Origin of the sequence: Neobacillus sp. YIM B06451 (assembly GCF_032667185.1) — a bacterium.
Lineage (GTDB): Bacteria > Bacillota > Bacilli > Bacillales > Cytobacillaceae > Bacillus_D.
Window position 1 is genome coordinate 116,692 of record NZ_JAVFKJ010000014.1, and the last position, 18,508, is coordinate 135,199.

Genomic DNA, 18,508 nt, shown 5'->3' on the forward strand with positions numbered 1-18,508 from the left:
TTTGTTAAATTCCTTATTGAACAAACGGGGGAGGTTAGTTGAATAAAAAACGAAGAAAAAGCACCCTTTTACAAAGGATGCCTGCATTTAGTTAGTTCGTTCGGCTTTAACCTTTTACTGTTGTAATTCATCACACGCCACTCCAAGGGATTTCTATTGCTTAAAGTGATACTTACTAAATCATATGGGGGATTGTGAGCACCTTCAAAAGTCCTTACCTGCACCGTGACATCAAATAAGTAACTGCCTTGTTGTAATTTCTTGATTTTAAGAATTTTAGCACAATAATACTGTTTGACTTTGCCATAATGTTTATCGATTTCTTTATCGATTAAAGGGGTAAGCAAAACGAAAATCAAGTCATCACGAAAGTTTAAGTCATTTTTAGTTGTGGTTTCTGCTTTACGGGTGAATAAGAGAAAAAATTTAAGAAGGCAATCAAAATTAAAAGCCCTTTTTTCATAAAAACCCTCCATTCCAGTTTCTCCTTATAATGAACATTTAAAGATATTTTATTAAGCTAAGGGGTGCGATGATCCAATATGAATTATCGCCATTTTTGTTTAAATCCTTATTAAGCATACGGTGCAGGTTAATTTCATATGCCCAAGATAATTTCATATATTGTTTACAAATAACAAACAGATTAAATTGAAAGAAATAATGAAAAGGGGAGATTATTTGAGCCGTATATTTTTCATAATTTTGTTGTGTGGGTCTTTAACAACAACTGGTTGTTCCCCGAATAATGCAATTAGGGAAAAAGAGATAAAAAGTAAAAATGTAATAATACCAGAAAAAATTATACAAAATAAACCAGTTACAACACTTCTTGATAATAGATATGATTTTACCTATCTGGAAAATTTACCTGAGGATAAATTAGTCGAGTACAACCGTTTTATACAAAGTGGAAATACAAATCATTTAATAGAATTCACACCTGAGCAGATTGTTATGGTTTTTATGAACTTAGTTTTCAATCACAATGTTGATAGAATTTATGATATAACATATAACGACGGTAATCTGCCTTCCCTAGAAATATTTATAAACGAATATAGAGAGTATTTATCTCCACAATTAGAAGATAATTATTTGAAATTTAGATTTTACGATGCAATTAGAGTAGATGAAAATACAAAAAAAGAGGAAGAGCTGGCTGTTGTTATTGAAATTAGTTATGGGACTTCGAAACACAGTGTAGCTTATGCACTGAAAAAAGAAAAAAATATTTGGAAGATGCGGTTATACAATATAGTAGAACAATCTAAAAAGGAAGAAGATTAAAGGATTTTTTACGCCTTCCAATCAAATGGGGAAATAGAGATCATTAAAATCTAATTCAACTACCATGTAAGAACGATATTTTCTTACATTTTCTGTGGTGGAGTATGGCTTCATGGATAGCTAACGGGTACGGTGTTTGAGGAAGGCCTTGGGTCTTTTTTGTTGAATTCCTTATTGAACAAACGGGGCAGGTTAGTTGAACAAGGGGTAGCTTTTAATAACAAGAATATAGTAAACAAATCAAGGGGGAAATAGTATGACACATAGAATTCTTGGAGCGATTTTTATTTCACTCAGTGGCATATTCTTTACTGCTGAAAGAATTGCTGAAAGATTGTCTGTTGCTGTTAGGGATGCTGGATTCGCTTCTGCTGGGATGTCAACGCCAGGTATGATGCATTATCCTGGTTTTTTTAATAACTTTTTTGTCTGGTTCTTTTTCTTAATTGGGTTAATACTAATAGCTATTGGAGTTTTCAAGAGGGAATAAAATACTGACGAACCTCAACTACCATGTGCGTTGATCCAGGAAGGATTTTCGCCCTTAGGTGAAAAATATCCAGCCGTAGAGCGGTTTAAATGCATATACAGAACTTATTAAGCTAACGGGGCAGTTTAGTTGAATTAGTTAGAGCTAAAGAGATTTGCTTTTCTAAAGAGGATTAAGAGGGAGGAGTCAATTTGAAAAAGGCAATTGTTATGATTTCATTATCGTTAATTCTTGCTGGATGTGGTTGGCAACGTTTTTCTAATCTAAATCAGATACCCGTATCAGGAAAAATTATTATTGATAAAACTGAATATCAAATGATGGGAGGAAAATATGAGTGGGATGGTGGAAAAACTACAATAAAGACAATTGACACTGTTTCGCCAATAGAAATCGCCAAGGATTTTAAAACTTTGACAGTAGAAAAGGACAAGAAAATTGAAATCGTTATTGAAGATAACCCTGATTTAGCTGTTTACCAATGGAATGAAGACGGGGAATCTAAAGAAGTTAATTTAGCAGGTAACTACATCACTGTTCCATCAGAGAGTGGTTACTTCATATACGAAGTAGTTGGAAAATGGTCAGATGGTCAGGCATCATATATATTCGATGTTGAGATTAAGTAAACTTGGTGGGTTGATTCAGGAGGATTAACGCTTTTTTGTTGAATTCCTTATTGAACAAACGGGTGCTAATCTTAAAGAAAATATAGTACAAAAAAAGATGGTTAAGATGGTTGGAACATTAATTGCTCCAACCATTTTTCTATGCTAATTTACATAGCAAAATGCCTGCGACTCATTTGCAAATTACTACATGAATAGCACTCTTAATTCGAATTTTGCACTTCAAAACCGAACCCCGTTATTTTTATTTGATAAGGTATTATTTTTTATCATTTTTCAGTGCCATTAACAAAGCCAGTTTCCTATTCCTTCGAGGTTTCTTAGGCGTACCTGAATATTGTTTTTTATTACTGCTTATTTTCCTTTTGTACCAAGATTGGATTATTCTGTGGAGTTCATCTTTCGGTTTAGAATTGAGTACGTATATTACATCCTTTTTAATGATTTCTGCTCCATCCTTTAATATGCCTTTTTTATTTAAGTTCTTAATGACAAGTGGCATACTGTTATGGAACGCATACTCTCTAATAATATGCCTTTCTGGTGTGTCAGGACGATATGATTCTGCAAGTTCTACGAACTCCTGCAACTTTCTGATTTCTTCCTTTGCTTTTTCAATTTGATCCTTTACCATAACCAATAAACACCTCCCACGCGGCTGCGTAAAAATTTATAATATCCTTTCAATTCCATCATAATTAATAAATTGATGGTTAATTGTCAAAATTTTGTATATTCTGTTACGGTTCGCAAATAAAAGTGAGAATTCCAACCTTGTTTACGGAAATGTTCTTAAAGTTTTGAAAATCAATCAAGAACCATGTTCCAGCAGATTATTTGTATACATTTTCTGTTAAAATAAATGAAATTGTGAAGTATGAGAAAAAACGAACAAAAAGGCAGCTTAATCGACGACCTTTTTCCTTGTGATAAGGTTGAATATATTTATCATTTGTCCTCTTTTACTTAGCAATCCTTAAATCATTGATAAGAAAATTCTTTTTCTTAATACAATTTGGTGTATATAGTAATTCAGTTAAAGAAAAACCTTGTAACTTTGAACTAAATTCCCCTTGAAAAAAAGCTTGCGCTTCTCTCTTTTTTATAAACAACTTTAAATGTTCATTATTTTTTCCGAAAGTTTGATACTGCTTTATAACCATAGGTGAAGAGTAAAATAACGGTTTTGGAAAAGCCACCCCAAAAGGCTCCAAAGCTGACAGGTCATCAAAAAGATGTATTGGAAAATCTGATAATGAAATATTGCCAATATAGTTCACTTTTGGGCTAATTAGCTGTTGTTCCTTGGCCGCTTCTTGAACAGACAAATTAAAAGCATAAAATTTGCTTAAATCAATTGAGAGTCCTGCGGCTGCTTGGTGACCTCCATATTTGGTTAAATGTTCCGAGCTTTTTTGTATAACGTCAATAATAGAAAAGTTTGTTCCATTAACACTTCTTGCTGAACCTGTTCCATTCTGGGAAATGACAATCGCTGGTTTTTTAAAGGAATTGGTTATCCGCGAAGCAATGATTCCGATAATTCCATTTTCAAATTCACCATTGACCACTATTACCTTTTGTTTGTACCATTGATTTTCAACAATTTTTTGCGCAATCTGACGAAATTGAATGCTCGTTAACTCTTGTCGTTTTTTATTTAAATCGATTAATTCACACAATTCTTGGTCAGATGGCGTTGGATTAACCAATGCCCTTACAGCCCTGTTAGGATCGTCGATACGGCCGCATGAATTTAATATTGGTCCGATTTGAAAACCAATAGTAGAGCTGTCTACATAGTTAACTTTTAACGTTGTAAATAATTTTTTTAATAATGGTTGCGGTCTAGTATTCATTTTCCTCAATCCAAACCAACAGATTATCCGATTTTCCCCATTTAGTGGCATTAAATCCGCTTTTGTTCCTAAGGATGCTAATTCTAAAAATTGTGGTGCGTAGGTTGTCCAATCAAGTTTAGCTGCCCTAAATAACGCTTGTACCAATTTAAGAGCAACTCCTGCTCCTGATAAGCCAGTAAAAGGGTAACTATTATCACTTCTCTTCGGATTGATAAACGCCAAGCAGTCAGGATTTCCGCCAAGAATCTCATGATGATCTGTAACTATCACATCAATTCCTTTTCTTTTTGCAACTCCCATTGCATCATGGGCACTAGATCCATTGTCGACCGTAATAATAAGTGCAATGTCACTAGGAAACAGCTCCACGGCTAACGCCGAAAGACCATATCCTTCACTTCGAGTGGGTAATCGGTAATCAATATTCGCTTTAAACATTTTTAAACATTGGTATAAAAGAGCAGTGGAGCTAATGCCGTCAACATCATAATCCCCAAAAATTAAAATTCTTTCTCTTCGTTGAATGGCACGGGCGATACGAAAAACCGCTTTTTGCATATCATTTAATAAAAAAGGGTCATGCAGGTCTTTAAGTGATGGAAAAAGAAAAACGGATAACGCTTCTTCATCTTTTAATCCATGAACATATAAATGATGCATTAATACTGGTTCAATATTAAACTGACGTGCCAAATAAGTGATTAACCCTTTGTCTGGATGTACTTCTAGCGGCAAATCGAATGGGGCCCAATTGTCCAAGCTTACTGCCTTCCTTCCTTAGAATCGCAACGATTTCTAATTAATTTAAACTCGATATTAGAAACCCGTTTAAACGTCGAATGTCTGAAAGTCTAAAGGTTGGTATATCCAACTCCATTCAATTCCTTCATAAACTTCCATGTGCAAAAACAGTTCAACATCTGGAATATAGTTTGTGCCAAAATAATCGGCAAAGTAGTAAGGTGCATCCGAATAGTGATACCCATTTTTATAGACACTTGTAGGAATTGGGAAAGCAATGGATTGAAAATCCTTTGGTTTGCACAAGTAGAAGAATAAATCAAATGAATCGGTTGTTTGTAGTTCAACAATCTGTGGTTGGTAAAACAAATAACCATGTCTTTTATTTTGAATCAAAAATTGCTTCGCTTTCAGCATATTCATATTTATTCCATTATAAAAGAATTGCCTCAGATTCATTTTATCCCTCCTATAATTCTCCATTTTCAACCAATATCCAAAGTTTTAAACCTATGTTCAATATTTTTTATAGTAAGCTCGCATTCTGGTAAATGAAATTGTATATATGTTTTGAAAACTGGTAATCATGTATAAAAAATAGGAGGTTAAAGTTATCACACAATTACTTATTAAGCCCTTGATTCATAACGACGAGAGCCTTTCAAGTTATGTGTATCGGTTAGCTTGTACAAATTATTATGGTTCTCCAAAAATGATATTAGAATATATCGGGGCGAATACATGGAACCTAGAGAAAAACGAATTTTCAAGGGAAGCGATAAATAAGATTGCAGAAATAGCTGGATCATCGGCGGAGCTTCTAATGCCTCATTCAAATAATTTTTTCGCAAGGATTCCTGAGAAATATCATAAACTCACTTTTTTACGTTCACGAACCAAATATTGTCCTGGGTGTTTAAAGGATGGAAAATATCAAAGGTTTTTATGGGGAATTAATTTTTCCACTGTATGTGTTAAACATGGAATGTATTTACTTTATGAATGTCAGGGCTGCGGTAAAAAGGTAACTCAAAAGTCTTTAATAAATGGCTACTGTAACTCTTGCGGCTTTGAATTAGATAATTCAACATCTGAAACACTGCCAACCAATGATTACATTTATAAATCCCAACAAGAAATTCAAAAAATGATTCTCGGTCAAAAATCAGATTTAAATCAATTCAGTTCCCTAGGGGAGTTTATTGTTGGAATGAAATTTGCGCAAAATTTATTAGAAGGCCATCGAAGTTTCATTAAAACTAACCAGGAGTTGCTTACTACGCAAATGCATAAAGGGGGTTATTATGACAATTTTCAGTTTGGGCTGTTCCTGGCAAATGTCTACTGGTTTTATCAAGAACTTCCAATGAGTTTTAGTGAGACTTTGGACTGCCTGGATGAAATCAATTCAGAACAAAGAAAAAGGAAGGTAAGCAAACTCAAAAAAATGCTTAAGGAAAGCAAGGAGTTAAATTTTCTTTCTGTATTTTATGATAACTACCAAGATGAGGAAATCCGAAAAGGAAACCTCTCTAGAAATGTATCTACCTATGACCTGAAATTATTTCAAAAAAGAGTACAAAATTTCTATATTAAAAATGACTTGATAAGTGATTTTGGATTAACAAAAATTGAAGTTAAAAATTTGTGCAAATTGGAAATATTAAAACCCAGGAAAATTAAAAGGGGAAATCAAGAAAACACTTATTTCAATAAAGAAGAAACTATTGAAGCAATAACAAATTATAAAAATAAAAAGGGGATCCTTATTACTAAAGGGGAGGCTGCTAAGATATTAGGAATTAGTATGGAAGGGATAAATTCTATTATAAGCCATGGGGTCTTACAAGAGGCGGCACTCCCTATAAATCACTGTTCCCTCAATAAAGAGGATGTATTTTCTTTGCTGGATACATTAAACGTTAGAATGGGAAGTTCCGAAACTAACAGTAATGTTATTCCTATCGCAATGTGTATTGAAAAATACGGGACAAGTGGATACTCCTTTGGTAAATTATTTTCTCATGTCCGTTCGGGAAGTTTAGATGCTTTTGCTCATTGTCCGAATCCAAGTATTTCTGAATTGCATTTTGATGAAAGGCAGCTAAGAGAGTTGTACCATAAGGAGCGCATACAAAATAAAGGATATACATTAAAAGATGTTTCCCAAATCTTGAAATTCGGTGAAAGAACAATCCACAAAATGATCGAGCATAACTTGATAAGACCAGTGGAGATAACAATTACTAAAAACAAGCGCAAAACTTATTACTTTGGTGTGTCAGGTGTTGAAGATTTCAAAACAAAATATATCCTGGTTGAGGAAGCATCAAAGGAATATGGAATGAGGATGGGACAAATTTATAAACTGATAAGAAGATCCAAATTAAAAAATTACTTCGAGGGCGTTTGTAGAAAAGTAATGGTTAAGAGGGAGGATTTAGACTTCGTATTACAACAATCGCAAGCTGGGCAGGTTAAATAGCCATTTATATTGCCAGATTTGTTAGTAATAATTTGCAAACTCACCATAGCTGTAAATTAGCAATAAAATTAGCACAAAAAAGATCAGAGCTATAAAAAAACGCTCCGTGCTTTTTTATATTAACATTAATGCGTTGTTCTACATTAGCACCCTTTAGTTGAAGAAGCCTTATTTTTCAAACCTCACTAATGTTTTTTCTGGTATTTCAATCTGGTCAATATCAAAGTTATTGATTTGGAGAGTTATCTCACCCTCTCGATTGTCAGTTTCTTCTCCAATCCAACAGCTATACAGTTCAAAGTAATCCCCTTTTTCCAGATAACTGTCCATTCTTTTACAAAGTTCTAACAGCTTTACTTTTGATTCAGCACACGTTTCTTGATTCATATATTCCGAAATCTCAATTCCCCAATGACTTGATACCTCGTAAACATAAGGGGTAGTAAACTGATAGTTCCTTACATTTTGCAGTTCGCTTTCTCCCGCAAAACATCTTCCAATGTAAAAAGAAGCGTCTGAATATTCATCATCGTTAATTGTCAATTCTATATTACAGCCAATGTAGGAAGCTAAACTCATTCTCATTCACTCCTTTGGTAATCCTTATTAAACTAACCTGCCCCTTATGTTGAATAAGCTTCTTTATCATTTTAACATAAATATCCAAAAACTTACTTTTCAATTTCAGCACATCAATCCGCATAGCAATTAGCATACAAATTGACAGGCTGAAAATAACTTGAAGTCAGCCTACTAAAAGTGGTTCGAAGCCAGGTGATAAAACCCACTTAAGTGTACAGAAGTCCCTCTTATATCTACAAGAAGAAAAGCAGGAGTCCAATTCCATTGAAAATTGGGCTCCTAACTTGTGTGCAAATTTATTTTTTGTACTCGAAGACCGAACCCGTTACGTAGTTTATGATGAGTTCCTTCTATTTTATTTCGACCTTAACCAGTATAAATACATTTTTGAGTTTTTAATAACATGATGTTCTTTCAAAAAAAGTGAGATAAAAATAAAAATATATAAAAATACATTTTCCTTATTTTTCCATAAATTGCATTTGCAAGTAGAACATGCGCTCTTGTATTCTATTGTTGAATAGAAAATTAAGTAAATTGCGCATAAAAAACCAGATTTGCGCCCATACCTGTTATTAATCTGGAATTCTTCCTGTGAGGTGAAAAAAGATTATGGGTAAAGTTCACGTTAGTCGAGGAACTCGGTTTATCTTAAACAATCGGCCTTTTGAAATTAAGGAAGAAATCAAGAAGGATGTATTCATTGTAAAAGACTTGGAATTTGCCAATGTGGAACAACAATTCACCCTTTTTGAACTATTGCACCACTTGGATGCTGGGAATTTGCAATTCAACGTTCAAGGCAGACAACCAGATGAAAACGGGAGTGGACTATCCTACCAAATTGATGACTTTTCAATGTTTCAACAAAAACAACAAGATGAGGCTAAATTCCGTTTCATGGTAATTGAACCTCTGCTAGGTATAGAAGTAAATTCCTTAAACCCATATGTTCTTGGAAGAATTGAAGAACTAGGGCGGAAGGGAATAAAAGTCTCAAGAGCGTCCATTTATCGTTGGCTGAAAAGTTATATTGAAAGTGAGGGGGAAATTTCATCATTGGTGTCCAAAAGTTATGGACCCAAGAAAAAAATGCTCTCAAAAGAAGTGGAGATCATAATTGACCGTATTATTGATGGTTTCTACAAAAGACGAGAAAAAATTACAGTCATAACAATTTATGAACTGGTCTATCATGAAATTGATAAAGAGAACATCAACAGGAATTTTGAAGATAGGCTAGAACATCCATCTGAATCAACAATTAGGAGGCGAATATTAGAAAGAGATGCCTATGACCTGGATAAAGGGAGAAAAGGTAGTCGAGCAGCCTGGCTAAAGCATAGGCAAGCCCTGATACAAGAAAAACCTAAGTATCCATTGCAAAGGGTTGAAGTGGACCATACAACTTTAGATATTATGTTGTTGGACGACAATACGCTTGAGCCATTAAAACGACCGACCATAACAAGCCTTATAGATGTATGTACGGGTTATCCCCTGGGAATCTATATAGGCTTTGAACCGCCATCCTATACCTCTGTAATGCATGCTTTATTGCACGCCATTTCACCTAAGACCTATGTGAAGACTAAATATCCGAGTGTCGAGAATGAGTGGCTCGCTTATGGATTACCTGAATTATTGGTTGTTGATAACGGGAAGGAATTCAGAAGTAAACATTTAAAAGAAGCTTGCTTCCAATTAGGGATTGAACTTTATCATTGCCCAGTAAGGATGCCTTGGTACAAAGGTGCAATTGAACGACATTTCAGGACACTCAATCAACAACTGGTCCATCAGACTCCAGGTACCACATTTTCAAATGTTCTTGAGAAAGGAGATTATAATCCTAAAAAAAAGGCCGCTATCACATTTAATGGCTTCCTTGAGATCTTTCACATATGGCTTATTGATTATTACGCCCATAAAGTGAATAGAGGAGTTAACGGTGTCCCTGCCCGTATTTGGAAAACAGCATTTGAACATTTACCTAGTCCCGCTATCCCTTCTTCCAAGTTGGATTGGAAAATTGCCCTAATGAAATTAAATTTCGGCAGCATCCAACATACTGGTATAAGGAAAGGTAATTTGTTTTATCGTCATGACAGTTTGGGGAGGCTAAAGTCAAAATTAAAAGCCAAAGGGAAAGCGAACAAAGTGAAGTATAAATATGACCCGAACGATATTTCGAGGATATATGTCTTTGATGAATTTGAGGGGAAATATTACGAAGCCCTTTGTACCGATCAAACTTACACGGAAGGTTTGAATGAATATGCCCATAAGCTTATTTTAAAGAACAACAGGAAGGAAAATTTAAAAGTCGACCCAAGCTCATTGGCTAGGGCAAAAGCGAAGATGATGGCAAAGTATGATGATGAAAGAAACTTAACCGCTAAACAAGTTTTGGAACTTAAAAGAGCTGAAGGCAAAGGGACAAATCGGGAATTAACACTGGATGACCCAAAACCTTCATTAAGGGATGTTAAGCTTCCTTCAGTTGCAACAGAACCAACTGTTGATATGGACGAAATAGATTTGGATGATGATTGGGGGTATTTTGATGCAAAAAATTGAGGGGCAAGCTTACTCAAGCATGACTATTGAACAAAAAATGGAAAAGATAAAAACGATCAGGATTGTACATCCAAGGTTCAAAAAAATCTTGGACGCAATTAAGGAGTGCCATGAATCAACCGCAATTTCCAAAGACCCGCAATGTATGTTAATTACGGGGCCATCTGGCTCTGGAAAATCAACTCTGCTTGAAAGTTATATCCAATTTCATGACCGAGTTACTTTCGATGGCACACAAACCAAAAGGAAAATCCTAGGGAGCGAAATCCCCAGCCCAACAAAAATACCCGCATTTCTGGAGGCTATGTTAGAACAACTTGGCGATCCTTTCCCTAATAGCGGTAAAGTCGGGAATAAAAACCGCAGGCTTGTGAAACAAATTAAAAATTGCGGGGTTGAGTTGATTATGTTGGATGAATTTCAACATTTTGTTCATCGAGAAAATCAAAAAATTAACTTCGAGGTCGCGGATTGCTTTAAGTCTTTAATAAATCGAACAAAAGTGCCTGTTGTATTATTCGGTTTGGAGGATGCTGAAACTGTTTTGGAATCAAATCCTCAACTGAAAAGGCGATTCTCCATGAGGGAGACCCTCCCTCCATTTGGTGTAGAGAACACACAACGAATAAGGGAATTTCAAATGCTGTTGCATCAAATCGATAAACAACTACCTTTCGATGAGTTAACGGGTATAGGAGAAGAGAATTTTGCGAACCGTATTATGTACGCAACGGATGGAATAATGAATTCCATCATGAAGCTCATCCGTAATGCCGCCTTAAACGCTATCAAACAAGGAAAAGAAAAAATTGATTTAACGGATTTGGCAAAGTCATATCATATGCATTCCTACATCTTAAAAGGAAAAGAGAATAATCCTTTTATTCATGAAACATTTAAATTATAAAGAATGGTTCACACTTCCCATAGCGACAAAAGCTTGAACTTAATAGGTTCAAGTTTTTTTGTTTATTCAAATAGGAACTTACAATTGAAACCCCAGTTTTCCAAAGGCATTAAATTCAATTTTAAATAAAAATATTAGGATGCAAAAAACAAATCATTTTTCCAAATCTTTAAAAAGCGCGCTAAAATTTTTTGAGAATACAATTGACTAAAAATGCGAAAGTAAAGAAAGGTGATAATAATGGTTAAAAACATGCTTGGTTTAATACTAATTTTAACATTCATCGTGTTTATTTTTTTCAACTTCCTGAAATCAAATCTCTAACCTAACTGAATTTTGGTAAGGTTGAGGTGGAGAGATTAAATGGTCTCTAGCAAAGGCTTATTGAACAAACGGGGCAGTATAGTTGAAGAATTAATAGGAAAGGGGGATAGATATGGAAAATTTTTGGAACTTGAATAGTACCTCCATTAACTTACCCTATATCTATGAAAATTTAATTGTGTTATTGACTCAAATAAGTAAAGGCGAAAATCACTTTTCTGATTACGATTTTGCTCAGTGGTGCGATAATTTCACAATGATTTTTGAAGATGATGAAGTGTCTAAAAATACAGAACACGCCCTTTTAATAGCTCGCGATATTGAATGCCAGTGGGGTTTATTTTTGGCTAATACCTATTCCATAGAAGAATTACAAAAGATGGATTTAACAAAAGTAAAACTACCTCTCGAATGGTATGAACGCTGGTTGGAGGAACTGCTTGAAGATGTATAATCCTTTGTTATTGAACAAACGGGGCAGTTTAGTTGAACAAGGGAATTATAAAAAATTCTCAGTCATCAAATAATAAGACTGAGGTGACATAATGAAAAAGCATTTAGTATCTGTATTGATATTTACTTCTATGTTATTGGTTTTACCTACTTACTCCACCGCTGCCGAATTGGCTGAGGATTTATTGGAAAAAAGTTTAATTAGCCATCTAAGGGGACATATCCTTTTAGTTGTCGGTGGGGATTGGTTTCAGGGTAAAGAGAAGATATTAGAAATTAGACAAGATGAAAAGGACCTAGATTCCGTTATAGTTAAAGTTCAAGTAGTAACTTTTCAGGGGCCACACAGTCCTCCCTATATGCAAGAAATAATAACTTTTAATATTCAAGGACACAAAATAATACCAATTGATTATTTTAACAAGGTTATACCCGAAAGTGATTGGAGTACATTTAATATCCCTTGATTTTTTTAATTGCGAATTTACAATTTGAGTTATAGAAGAGCACTTCATTATCAAACGGTGCGTTAATCCAGGCAGGATTAGCCGCCTTTTTTGTTGAATTCCATATTGAACATACGGGGCAGTTATCTTGAATAAATGGTAGTTCTAAGAATGAATTCTATTCCACTGTTATTTAGTTGTTCTTCTCATATGAATTTCAAAAAAATTATAGGTTAAACTATCCTAAAAACGCGGGGGTAGTTTCCACTGAATAAAATATTTAAATTCATATCGGCACTACTTGTTCTAACTTCACTCCATTCAGGTAAAGTCAATGCAGAGCGTACCCGAGTAGTATCATATCCTTGCAGCATAGTGCTTCATCCAGTAAAGGGTATTCCAAATGCCAAAGGAACTGCTTTAATTACGAAAGTGAAGAAGCCTTATACGAATGCACCAATGAGTCCCATTAGAGAACGAAAAAGCGTAGGTATCTACGCTGATTGGTTGCCTTCACCTTCATCATTCGGGGAATATGACCAATATGAAGGATTTGCCCAGATACCGAACAAAATCAGTTGGCGATTTAAGATGTATCCAATAAAGGAGGACGTTCCAAGTTGGTTTGGAGGAACTCCTTATGTGGGTAAATTTGACGAAATATCTGGAGAAATGACTGTTAATACAAAAGTGGAACTTCGACTTTCAAATTCTAAAAGTAATAAATTAGGACCTGTTATTTTGCAAAGTACATTAAATAAATGCAAAAGGAACGACCAGTAAATTTGTAAAACGCTGTACTTAAAGTAACGGGTGCGTAAATCCATAAAGGATTTGCGCACTTTTTTGTTGAATTCCTTATTGAACATACGGGCAGTTTAGTTCATTAAGAAGTTTTACACTCATAGGGGAAAACAGTTTATTAAAGGGGGAAGGATTTTGACATATTGGGATACGGAGATTATTGAAACTCCACGTGGAACTTTTGAAATATTTATTAAAGGAAAAGGTACACCTGTTTGTGTTACCCATCACTATTCTGAATTTAATAATACGGGAGATTACTTTGCTGAAACTTTTACAGATGTAAATAAGGTAATTCTTGTGAATTTAAAAGATACAGGTAACTCAAGTAAGGCAGTTGAAGCCCACGAATTAAGTATGCTGGATGCTGTTTATGACCTTGAAGCTATTAGAGAGGCTTTAGGTTATTCAACCTGGATCTTTGCGGGACATTCAACGGGAGGAATGATCGGAGTCATTTATGGCATTCACTTTCCCGAATCTTTAAATTCATTAATCCTTGTCGGGTCAGCGGCCAGAAAGTATAACTTATCCCCTCTGTGTATCTATCATCCTGAACATCCCAAATTCGCTCTTATGCAGAAGCTTATTCAGCGTTTGAAGCAGAAAGATCTGTCTGCAATTAAAAGACAGCAATTATCAGAAGAAAGAACAAAACTGTCATTATATCGTCCAGACCAATATAAAAATTACTTTTCATTAAAGATTAACAAAGGGATGTCTGCTTCAAGATTGAATTTTTTTGCTCGGGAAGCAGCCATCTTTGACGTAACCAGGGAGTTAGCACAAATCTCCACTCGAACCTTAATTCTTTGTGGAAAATATGATGTACAATGTCCTGCTTCATTCTCAATTGAAATGAATGAACTGATTCCAACATCACAATTAGTGGTGTTTGAAGTAAGCAATCATTATCCTTTTCTCGAAGAAAGGCAATTATTTCGTCAAGTTATAAGCAACTTCCTGAAATCAAATCTCTAACCCTAACTGAATTTTGGTAAGGTTGAGGTGGAGAGATTAAATGGTCTCTAGCAAAGTCTTATTGAACAAACGGTGCAGTTTAGTGAAAGAAGGAATTTCCGTTTTTTGGGAAAATTTATAATGTAATAAGAATAAGGGGGCAATACCTTGGAATTCTTAATGATCTTTAGCTTTCACTACTTTATTATGGGTTCTCTTGTGCNTCTTATTGAACAAACGGTGCAGTTTAGTGAAAGAAGGAATTTCCGTTTTTTGGGAAAATTTATAATGTAATAAGAATAAGGGGGCAATACCTTGGAATTCTTAATGATCTTTAGCTTTCACTACTTTATTATGGGTTCTCTTGTGCTCCTAATAAGTGGAGCAATAAGTTTTCTTTTTACTCGTATTCATTTTACATTTATTGTTTTACTATCTATGTTAGCTGGCTTAATTTACTCTTTTATAATAGAAGTTCGCGATTTTGCCATATTTTCAGTTATTTTTAATGGTGCACTTTCTCTTTTAGGTATTGGCCTAGTAAAAGCAGGATTATACGCTAAACAAAAAGCGGAAGATACCGACAAAATGAATCCTTATTAAATTAAAGGGACATCTTTGAACAGGTTTCCTCTGATTATGAAAAAACTATTTCATCCAATTTAGCATTCCGTGAAATTTAGGGTAATATTACAAAAAATGATTAGTCCTTTGAGTGATTATATCGGCGTTTTTTTTAAAAGGCTTGAAAACTGATTTGTGAACAAATGTACTTAAACATACGGGTGCGTTGATCCAGCAGGATTAAGGTTCCTTTTTGTTGAACTCCTTATTGAACTATCGGGGCAGTTTAGTTGAAGAAGGGTATTTCCAAATTATGATTAAATTGTTATAATTAGTGTAAAATTACACTTTTATAATTTGGAGGTGGAAAAACGTGTCTTCTGAATTAGAAGGTCTTCTTTACTTTGGAGTAATGGGAACAGTTTTCTTAATCAGCCTAACATTTGCGATTATTAGAATTAAAAAATCAGGTAACCTCATACAAACAATTGCACAATTCATCGGTTTAAGTTTTTTATTACATGCGTTAGCTTGTTTTTGGTGGTTTTTCCAAGCAAGTGATGGGTTTGGTCAAGTGTTTGGTGGATTATATTATGGAATTGCTTTTGTTCTAGGTGGTTTATTTAACACAGTGGTAGTAATTTTAATGAAGAAGAAAATCAACTATAAATAATAGGTTCGTTAATCTAACGGGTGCTATAATCCAGAAGGAATACGGCACCTTTTTGTTGAATTCCTTATTAATCTCAAGGTGCACGTTAGTTTAGGAAGAATACTCCTGTTGTACGGAATATATATAGTCGGGTGGAGTATATATGAAAAAAAATTATGTATATGCCTTGATAATTTATTTTGGAGTAGGACTTTTTGGTGATCTACTCACTTTTCTTTTAAATTATCCGAGAAGTTTAGTCATTATACTTAACTTTACGCTTTCCCCCTTCTTATTATTAGTAACGTTATATTTATTGAAAGACGATTTAAAAGAAATAGTATTTGACAAGAGAAAATCAACGGTAAAACAATCCATACTTGCAATTATCAAATGGTTTTTTATAGCGATAGCTGGTTTTATAGTTATCGCTACAATAACGCCATTGTTTTACACATCTGAAGTATCAAATTCAACGAAAATAACACAAGCTATCCCTTTAGTGGTTATTCCATTTGTTTTTATAGGACCACTTTTAGAGGAGTTAATATTCAGAAGAATTATATTTACCTCTTTTATAAAGAAGTTCACTTTTTTATTAAGCATTCTCCTTACCTCTGTAATCTTCGCTGGATGGCATATGACCTTACAAGGTTTTCCTTTAATATTCTGGTTATCAATCGTTTTTTCTTACAGTTATTATCAAACTAACAGATTATCGGTTCCCATTACCCTTCATATCCTATGGAATCTATTTTCATCATGCGTGGCTTTAATTGGTGCTTATTTTTTTGAATAAGGGATGGCTAATAGGCATTGATGTTTAAAGATTACGCCCTTATTTGTTGAAGTCCTTATTGAACAAACGTGGCAGGTTAGCTCAGTAAGAAATCATAAATAGACCTTGATGAGGGCAGACTTACATCGAGGTGTATTTATGAAAAGACAACTAGGAATATTACTCGTTTTTTGCTTTATGGTCCTTGCGGCACACAATCTTACTAGAGCCTTTGAAGTACCCCTAAAAGAAAGAGAGCTCAAATATAACCATAACAGTATCACTATTTCCGCAATTAAAAAGCACGTTGATTTTAATGTCCTTGTCCCTAAAAATGTACCATACGATTGGACATTAGAAGTCAAAACTTACCCTATGGAAGCAAAGACCAATTTCACCAGTTTCAGTTTGCATTATATGGATAAAAACGATGAAAAAATGATGGTTAGCATTACTCAAAAGAAAAATTTAATGAAACAAAAGGAAGAGAATAAACCCAATGCCAAGACAATAACGATAAATGGGCATTTAGGCAATTTAACTAAATGGGGAAATGACGGTGAAGTTGACAGTAAAGGAGAAATTGTTACTGGCGGATTACTTCAGTGGACACAAGAAGGAACTTATATTGAAATTGATAGTTCAAGAATACCAATGGAGAAGATGCTGGAAATCGCACGCTCTATGAAGTAATTATTAAATAAAACCATACGCGTTAGTCCCAAGCAGGACTAACGCCCTTTTTTGTGGAATTCCTTATTGAGCAAACGGGGCAGATTAGCTTAATAAGGAAGCATAAAATGTACAGAATAAGTAGTAAAAGTTATATGAGGGGTATCTGGATGAATAAAAACTACTTATTCGCATATTATTTTGTTTTATTTTTCGTTATTGTATTTTCACTTAGTTCCTCCAGTCAAGTAGCAGGAGCAAAGAATAATACCAATCAACAGGTTCCTTTTTTGGAAAAATTAAGAATGCATTCATTAAAGCATTATGAGGTTCAAGACATTAAGATTGAAAATAATGCTGGGCAAATGCGGGTATTCAGTATCAACGATGGTTTTCAAGAGCGGGTACTTAGAAAAGTAATATACTGGCTTAATAATTCTAGCCGAGTAAATGGAACAAAAGAGGGATTATTAGAAAATCCATCCAACAAATTGACTTTGGAAATGAGAAACAATGAAGTAATCACTATTGAACCCGCATATACGTGTGTAGATGATAATAAACGCAAAATCTGCACTGCTAAAGACGGGGAATTAATTGTTTCGGCAAAAACTCAAAAAATACGATTAAAGTCTCAACCTCTATATGATTGGCTCGCAGTAGGGTGGAGAAAAGAACTCGATGGACCTACTAAAGAAGAATTGCTTGAAGAAGCATTGTTTACACGCTATTTATATTCCTTGGGTCCATCCTATTCGGATTTTTTTATGTGTCCAAAAATTATAATTAAACCCATTGATGGGGATCCAAGAAGACATATCATTTTTGCCAGTGCTTTGAACTATTCAGGACATCACGGTGGAGATTTTGATCGACTTACCTTTTCGGTAAGGGATTCAAACCTAACTGGATTGCAAGTGACAAGCGTAAAAATAGAGAAAAATATTCAGCAAGAAGTAATCCAAAAACAATGCCAGATGTTTGATTAAATATAGTTTAGACGGAGAAGACGTTCCTTTTAGAGAAGAGACGTTTCTCTTTTTTTATATAGACAAATAAAAACCTAAATAGATTGTGAAGAAATGTTCTTAAACATACGGGTGCTTTGACCAAGAAGGATTAAATCACCTTTTGTTGAATTCCTTATTGAACAAACGGGGCAGGAATGTTCAAGAAAACCATTAAATATATAAGAAAACGAGACTACCTGAAAAGAGATGGTGATTGGATTGCAATGGAGTAAGACGAAATCTACATTAGAAAGTTTTTTATGTGACAAATTAAAAGGA

20 protein-coding genes are annotated in these 18,508 nt (G+C 34.4%); 15 read left to right on the top strand and 5 right to left on the bottom strand.

The features are described 5' to 3' along the window. Positions 1 to 68 precede the first annotated feature (68 nt). Complete coding sequence (locus tag RB160_RS19325; protein ID WP_316572074.1) at positions 69 to 476, bottom strand: DUF3888 domain-containing protein; 408 nt, start codon at positions 474 to 476, stop codon at positions 69 to 71. Between the two features lie 205 nt (positions 477 to 681). Between RB160_RS19325 and RB160_RS19330 the strand changes: the two genes are divergently transcribed. From RB160_RS19330 to RB160_RS19340, 3 genes are all read left to right on the top strand, one after another. Continuing rightward, positions 682 to 1,290: a hypothetical protein gene (locus RB160_RS19330; RefSeq protein WP_316572075.1), complete on the top strand. Its 609-nt coding sequence runs from the start codon at positions 682 to 684 to the stop codon at positions 1,288 to 1,290. Positions 1,291 to 1,546: 256 nt separating this feature from the next. Further along, complete coding sequence (locus tag RB160_RS19335) at positions 1,547 to 1,780, top strand: hypothetical protein (RefSeq protein WP_316572076.1); 234 nt, start codon at positions 1,547 to 1,549, stop codon at positions 1,778 to 1,780. 191 nt (positions 1,781 to 1,971) lie between these two features. Continuing rightward, positions 1,972 to 2,409, top strand: coding sequence for a hypothetical protein (locus RB160_RS19340; protein ID WP_316572077.1), 438 nt, complete (start codon positions 1,972 to 1,974; stop codon positions 2,407 to 2,409). A gap of 259 nt (positions 2,410 to 2,668) precedes the next feature. On the opposite strand, the gene RB160_RS19345 is transcribed toward RB160_RS19340, so the two are convergent. From RB160_RS19345 to RB160_RS19355, 3 genes are all read right to left on the bottom strand, one after another. Next, positions 2,669 to 3,049, bottom strand: coding sequence for a hypothetical protein (locus tag RB160_RS19345; RefSeq protein ID WP_316572078.1), 381 nt, complete (start codon positions 3,047 to 3,049; stop codon positions 2,669 to 2,671). A gap of 322 nt (positions 3,050 to 3,371) precedes the next feature. Further along, positions 3,372 to 5,030, bottom strand: coding sequence for a single-stranded-DNA-specific exonuclease RecJ (recJ, locus tag RB160_RS19350; RefSeq protein ID WP_316572079.1), 1,659 nt, complete (start codon positions 5,028 to 5,030; stop codon positions 3,372 to 3,374). 69 nt (positions 5,031 to 5,099) lie between these two features. Next, the gene (locus RB160_RS19355; RefSeq protein WP_316572080.1) at positions 5,100 to 5,471 is read right to left on the bottom strand and encodes a hypothetical protein; all 372 of its coding nucleotides are present in this window, start codon (positions 5,469 to 5,471) and stop codon (positions 5,100 to 5,102) included. A 178-nt stretch (positions 5,472 to 5,649) separates the two neighbouring features. Between RB160_RS19355 and RB160_RS19360 the strand changes: the two genes are divergently transcribed. Next, positions 5,650 to 7,497 (top strand): TniQ family protein, encoded by a 1,848-nt coding sequence (locus tag RB160_RS19360; RefSeq protein WP_316572081.1) that lies wholly within the window; start codon positions 5,650 to 5,652, stop codon positions 7,495 to 7,497. 168 nt (positions 7,498 to 7,665) lie between these two features. Here the strand turns inward: RB160_RS19360 and RB160_RS19365 are convergent, their stop codons facing one another. Continuing rightward, positions 7,666 to 8,076, bottom strand: coding sequence for a hypothetical protein (locus RB160_RS19365; RefSeq protein WP_316572082.1), 411 nt, complete (start codon positions 8,074 to 8,076; stop codon positions 7,666 to 7,668). A gap of 615 nt (positions 8,077 to 8,691) precedes the next feature. Between RB160_RS19365 and RB160_RS19370 the strand changes: the two genes are divergently transcribed. The 11 genes from RB160_RS19370 to RB160_RS19420 all read left to right on the top strand — a co-directional run bounded on the left by RB160_RS19370 (position 8,692) and on the right by RB160_RS19420 (position 18,208). Then, positions 8,692 to 10,659, top strand: a complete 1,968-nt coding sequence (locus tag RB160_RS19370; protein ID WP_316572083.1) for a Mu transposase C-terminal domain-containing protein — start codon at positions 8,692 to 8,694, stop codon at positions 10,657 to 10,659. Next, a complete protein-coding gene (locus RB160_RS19375; protein WP_316572084.1) occupies positions 10,646 to 11,566 on the top strand; it encodes a TniB family NTP-binding protein in 921 nt (306 codons plus the stop codon). The genes RB160_RS19370 and RB160_RS19375 overlap by 14 nt, the downstream gene beginning before the upstream one ends. Positions 11,567 to 12,002: 436 nt before the next feature. Further along, positions 12,003 to 12,344 carry a hypothetical protein gene (locus RB160_RS19380; protein WP_316572085.1) on the top strand — a complete coding sequence of 114 codons (342 nt, stop codon included), beginning with the start codon at positions 12,003 to 12,005 and terminating at the stop codon, positions 12,342 to 12,344. A 91-nt stretch (positions 12,345 to 12,435) separates the two neighbouring features. Continuing rightward, positions 12,436 to 12,810, top strand: a complete 375-nt coding sequence (locus RB160_RS19385; protein ID WP_316572086.1) for a DUF3888 domain-containing protein — start codon at positions 12,436 to 12,438, stop codon at positions 12,808 to 12,810. A 267-nt stretch (positions 12,811 to 13,077) separates the two neighbouring features. Further along, a complete protein-coding gene (locus RB160_RS19390) occupies positions 13,078 to 13,572 on the top strand; it encodes a YoqH family protein (protein WP_396954748.1) in 495 nt (164 codons plus the stop codon). 156 nt (positions 13,573 to 13,728) lie between these two features. Further along, positions 13,729 to 14,574 carry an alpha/beta fold hydrolase gene (locus RB160_RS19395; RefSeq protein ID WP_316572088.1) on the top strand — a complete coding sequence of 282 codons (846 nt, stop codon included), beginning with the start codon at positions 13,729 to 13,731 and terminating at the stop codon, positions 14,572 to 14,574. Positions 14,575 to 14,868: 294 nt separating this feature from the next. Further along, positions 14,869 to 15,156 (top strand): hypothetical protein, encoded by a 288-nt coding sequence (locus RB160_RS19400; protein ID WP_316572089.1) that lies wholly within the window; start codon positions 14,869 to 14,871, stop codon positions 15,154 to 15,156. 334 nt (positions 15,157 to 15,490) lie between these two features. Further along, entirely contained in the window at positions 15,491 to 15,790 is a 300-nt protein-coding gene (locus RB160_RS19405; protein WP_316572090.1) for a hypothetical protein, read from the top strand. A gap of 142 nt (positions 15,791 to 15,932) precedes the next feature. After that, positions 15,933 to 16,568: a CPBP family intramembrane glutamic endopeptidase gene (locus RB160_RS19410; protein WP_316572091.1), complete on the top strand. Its 636-nt coding sequence runs from the start codon at positions 15,933 to 15,935 to the stop codon at positions 16,566 to 16,568. Positions 16,569 to 16,706: 138 nt separating this feature from the next. Beyond that, on the top strand, positions 16,707 to 17,240 hold the full coding sequence (locus RB160_RS19415; RefSeq protein ID WP_316572092.1) for a DUF4367 domain-containing protein: 534 nt from the start codon (positions 16,707 to 16,709) through the stop codon (positions 17,238 to 17,240). A 149-nt stretch (positions 17,241 to 17,389) separates the two neighbouring features. After that, positions 17,390 to 18,208, top strand: a complete 819-nt coding sequence (locus tag RB160_RS19420; RefSeq protein ID WP_316572093.1) for a hypothetical protein — start codon at positions 17,390 to 17,392, stop codon at positions 18,206 to 18,208. Positions 18,209 to 18,508 lie beyond the last annotated feature (300 nt).

Coding starts and splice junctions, on each gene's coding strand:
- RB160_RS19325 (WP_316572074.1), bottom strand. CDS start 476: ATGGAGGGTTTTTATGAAAAAAGGGCTTTTAATTTTGATTGCCTTCTT.
- RB160_RS19335 (WP_316572076.1), top strand. CDS start 1,547: ATGACACATAGAATTCTTGGAGCGATTTTTATTTCACTCAGTGGCATA.
- RB160_RS19355 (WP_316572080.1), bottom strand. CDS start 5,471: ATGAATCTGAGGCAATTCTTTTATAATGGAATAAATATGAATATGCTG.
- RB160_RS19365 (WP_316572082.1), bottom strand. CDS start 8,076: ATGAGTTTAGCTTCCTACATTGGCTGTAATATAGAATTGACAATTAAC.
- RB160_RS19370 (WP_316572083.1), top strand. CDS start 8,692: ATGGGTAAAGTTCACGTTAGTCGAGGAACTCGGTTTATCTTAAACAAT.
- RB160_RS19375 (WP_316572084.1), top strand. CDS start 10,646: ATGCAAAAAATTGAGGGGCAAGCTTACTCAAGCATGACTATTGAACAA.
- RB160_RS19380 (WP_316572085.1), top strand. CDS start 12,003: ATGGAAAATTTTTGGAACTTGAATAGTACCTCCATTAACTTACCCTAT.
- RB160_RS19385 (WP_316572086.1), top strand. CDS start 12,436: ATGAAAAAGCATTTAGTATCTGTATTGATATTTACTTCTATGTTATTG.
- RB160_RS19410 (WP_316572091.1), top strand. CDS start 15,933: ATGAAAAAAAATTATGTATATGCCTTGATAATTTATTTTGGAGTAGGA.
- RB160_RS19415 (WP_316572092.1), top strand. CDS start 16,707: ATGAAAAGACAACTAGGAATATTACTCGTTTTTTGCTTTATGGTCCTT.
- RB160_RS19420 (WP_316572093.1), top strand. CDS start 17,390: ATGAATAAAAACTACTTATTCGCATATTATTTTGTTTTATTTTTCGTT.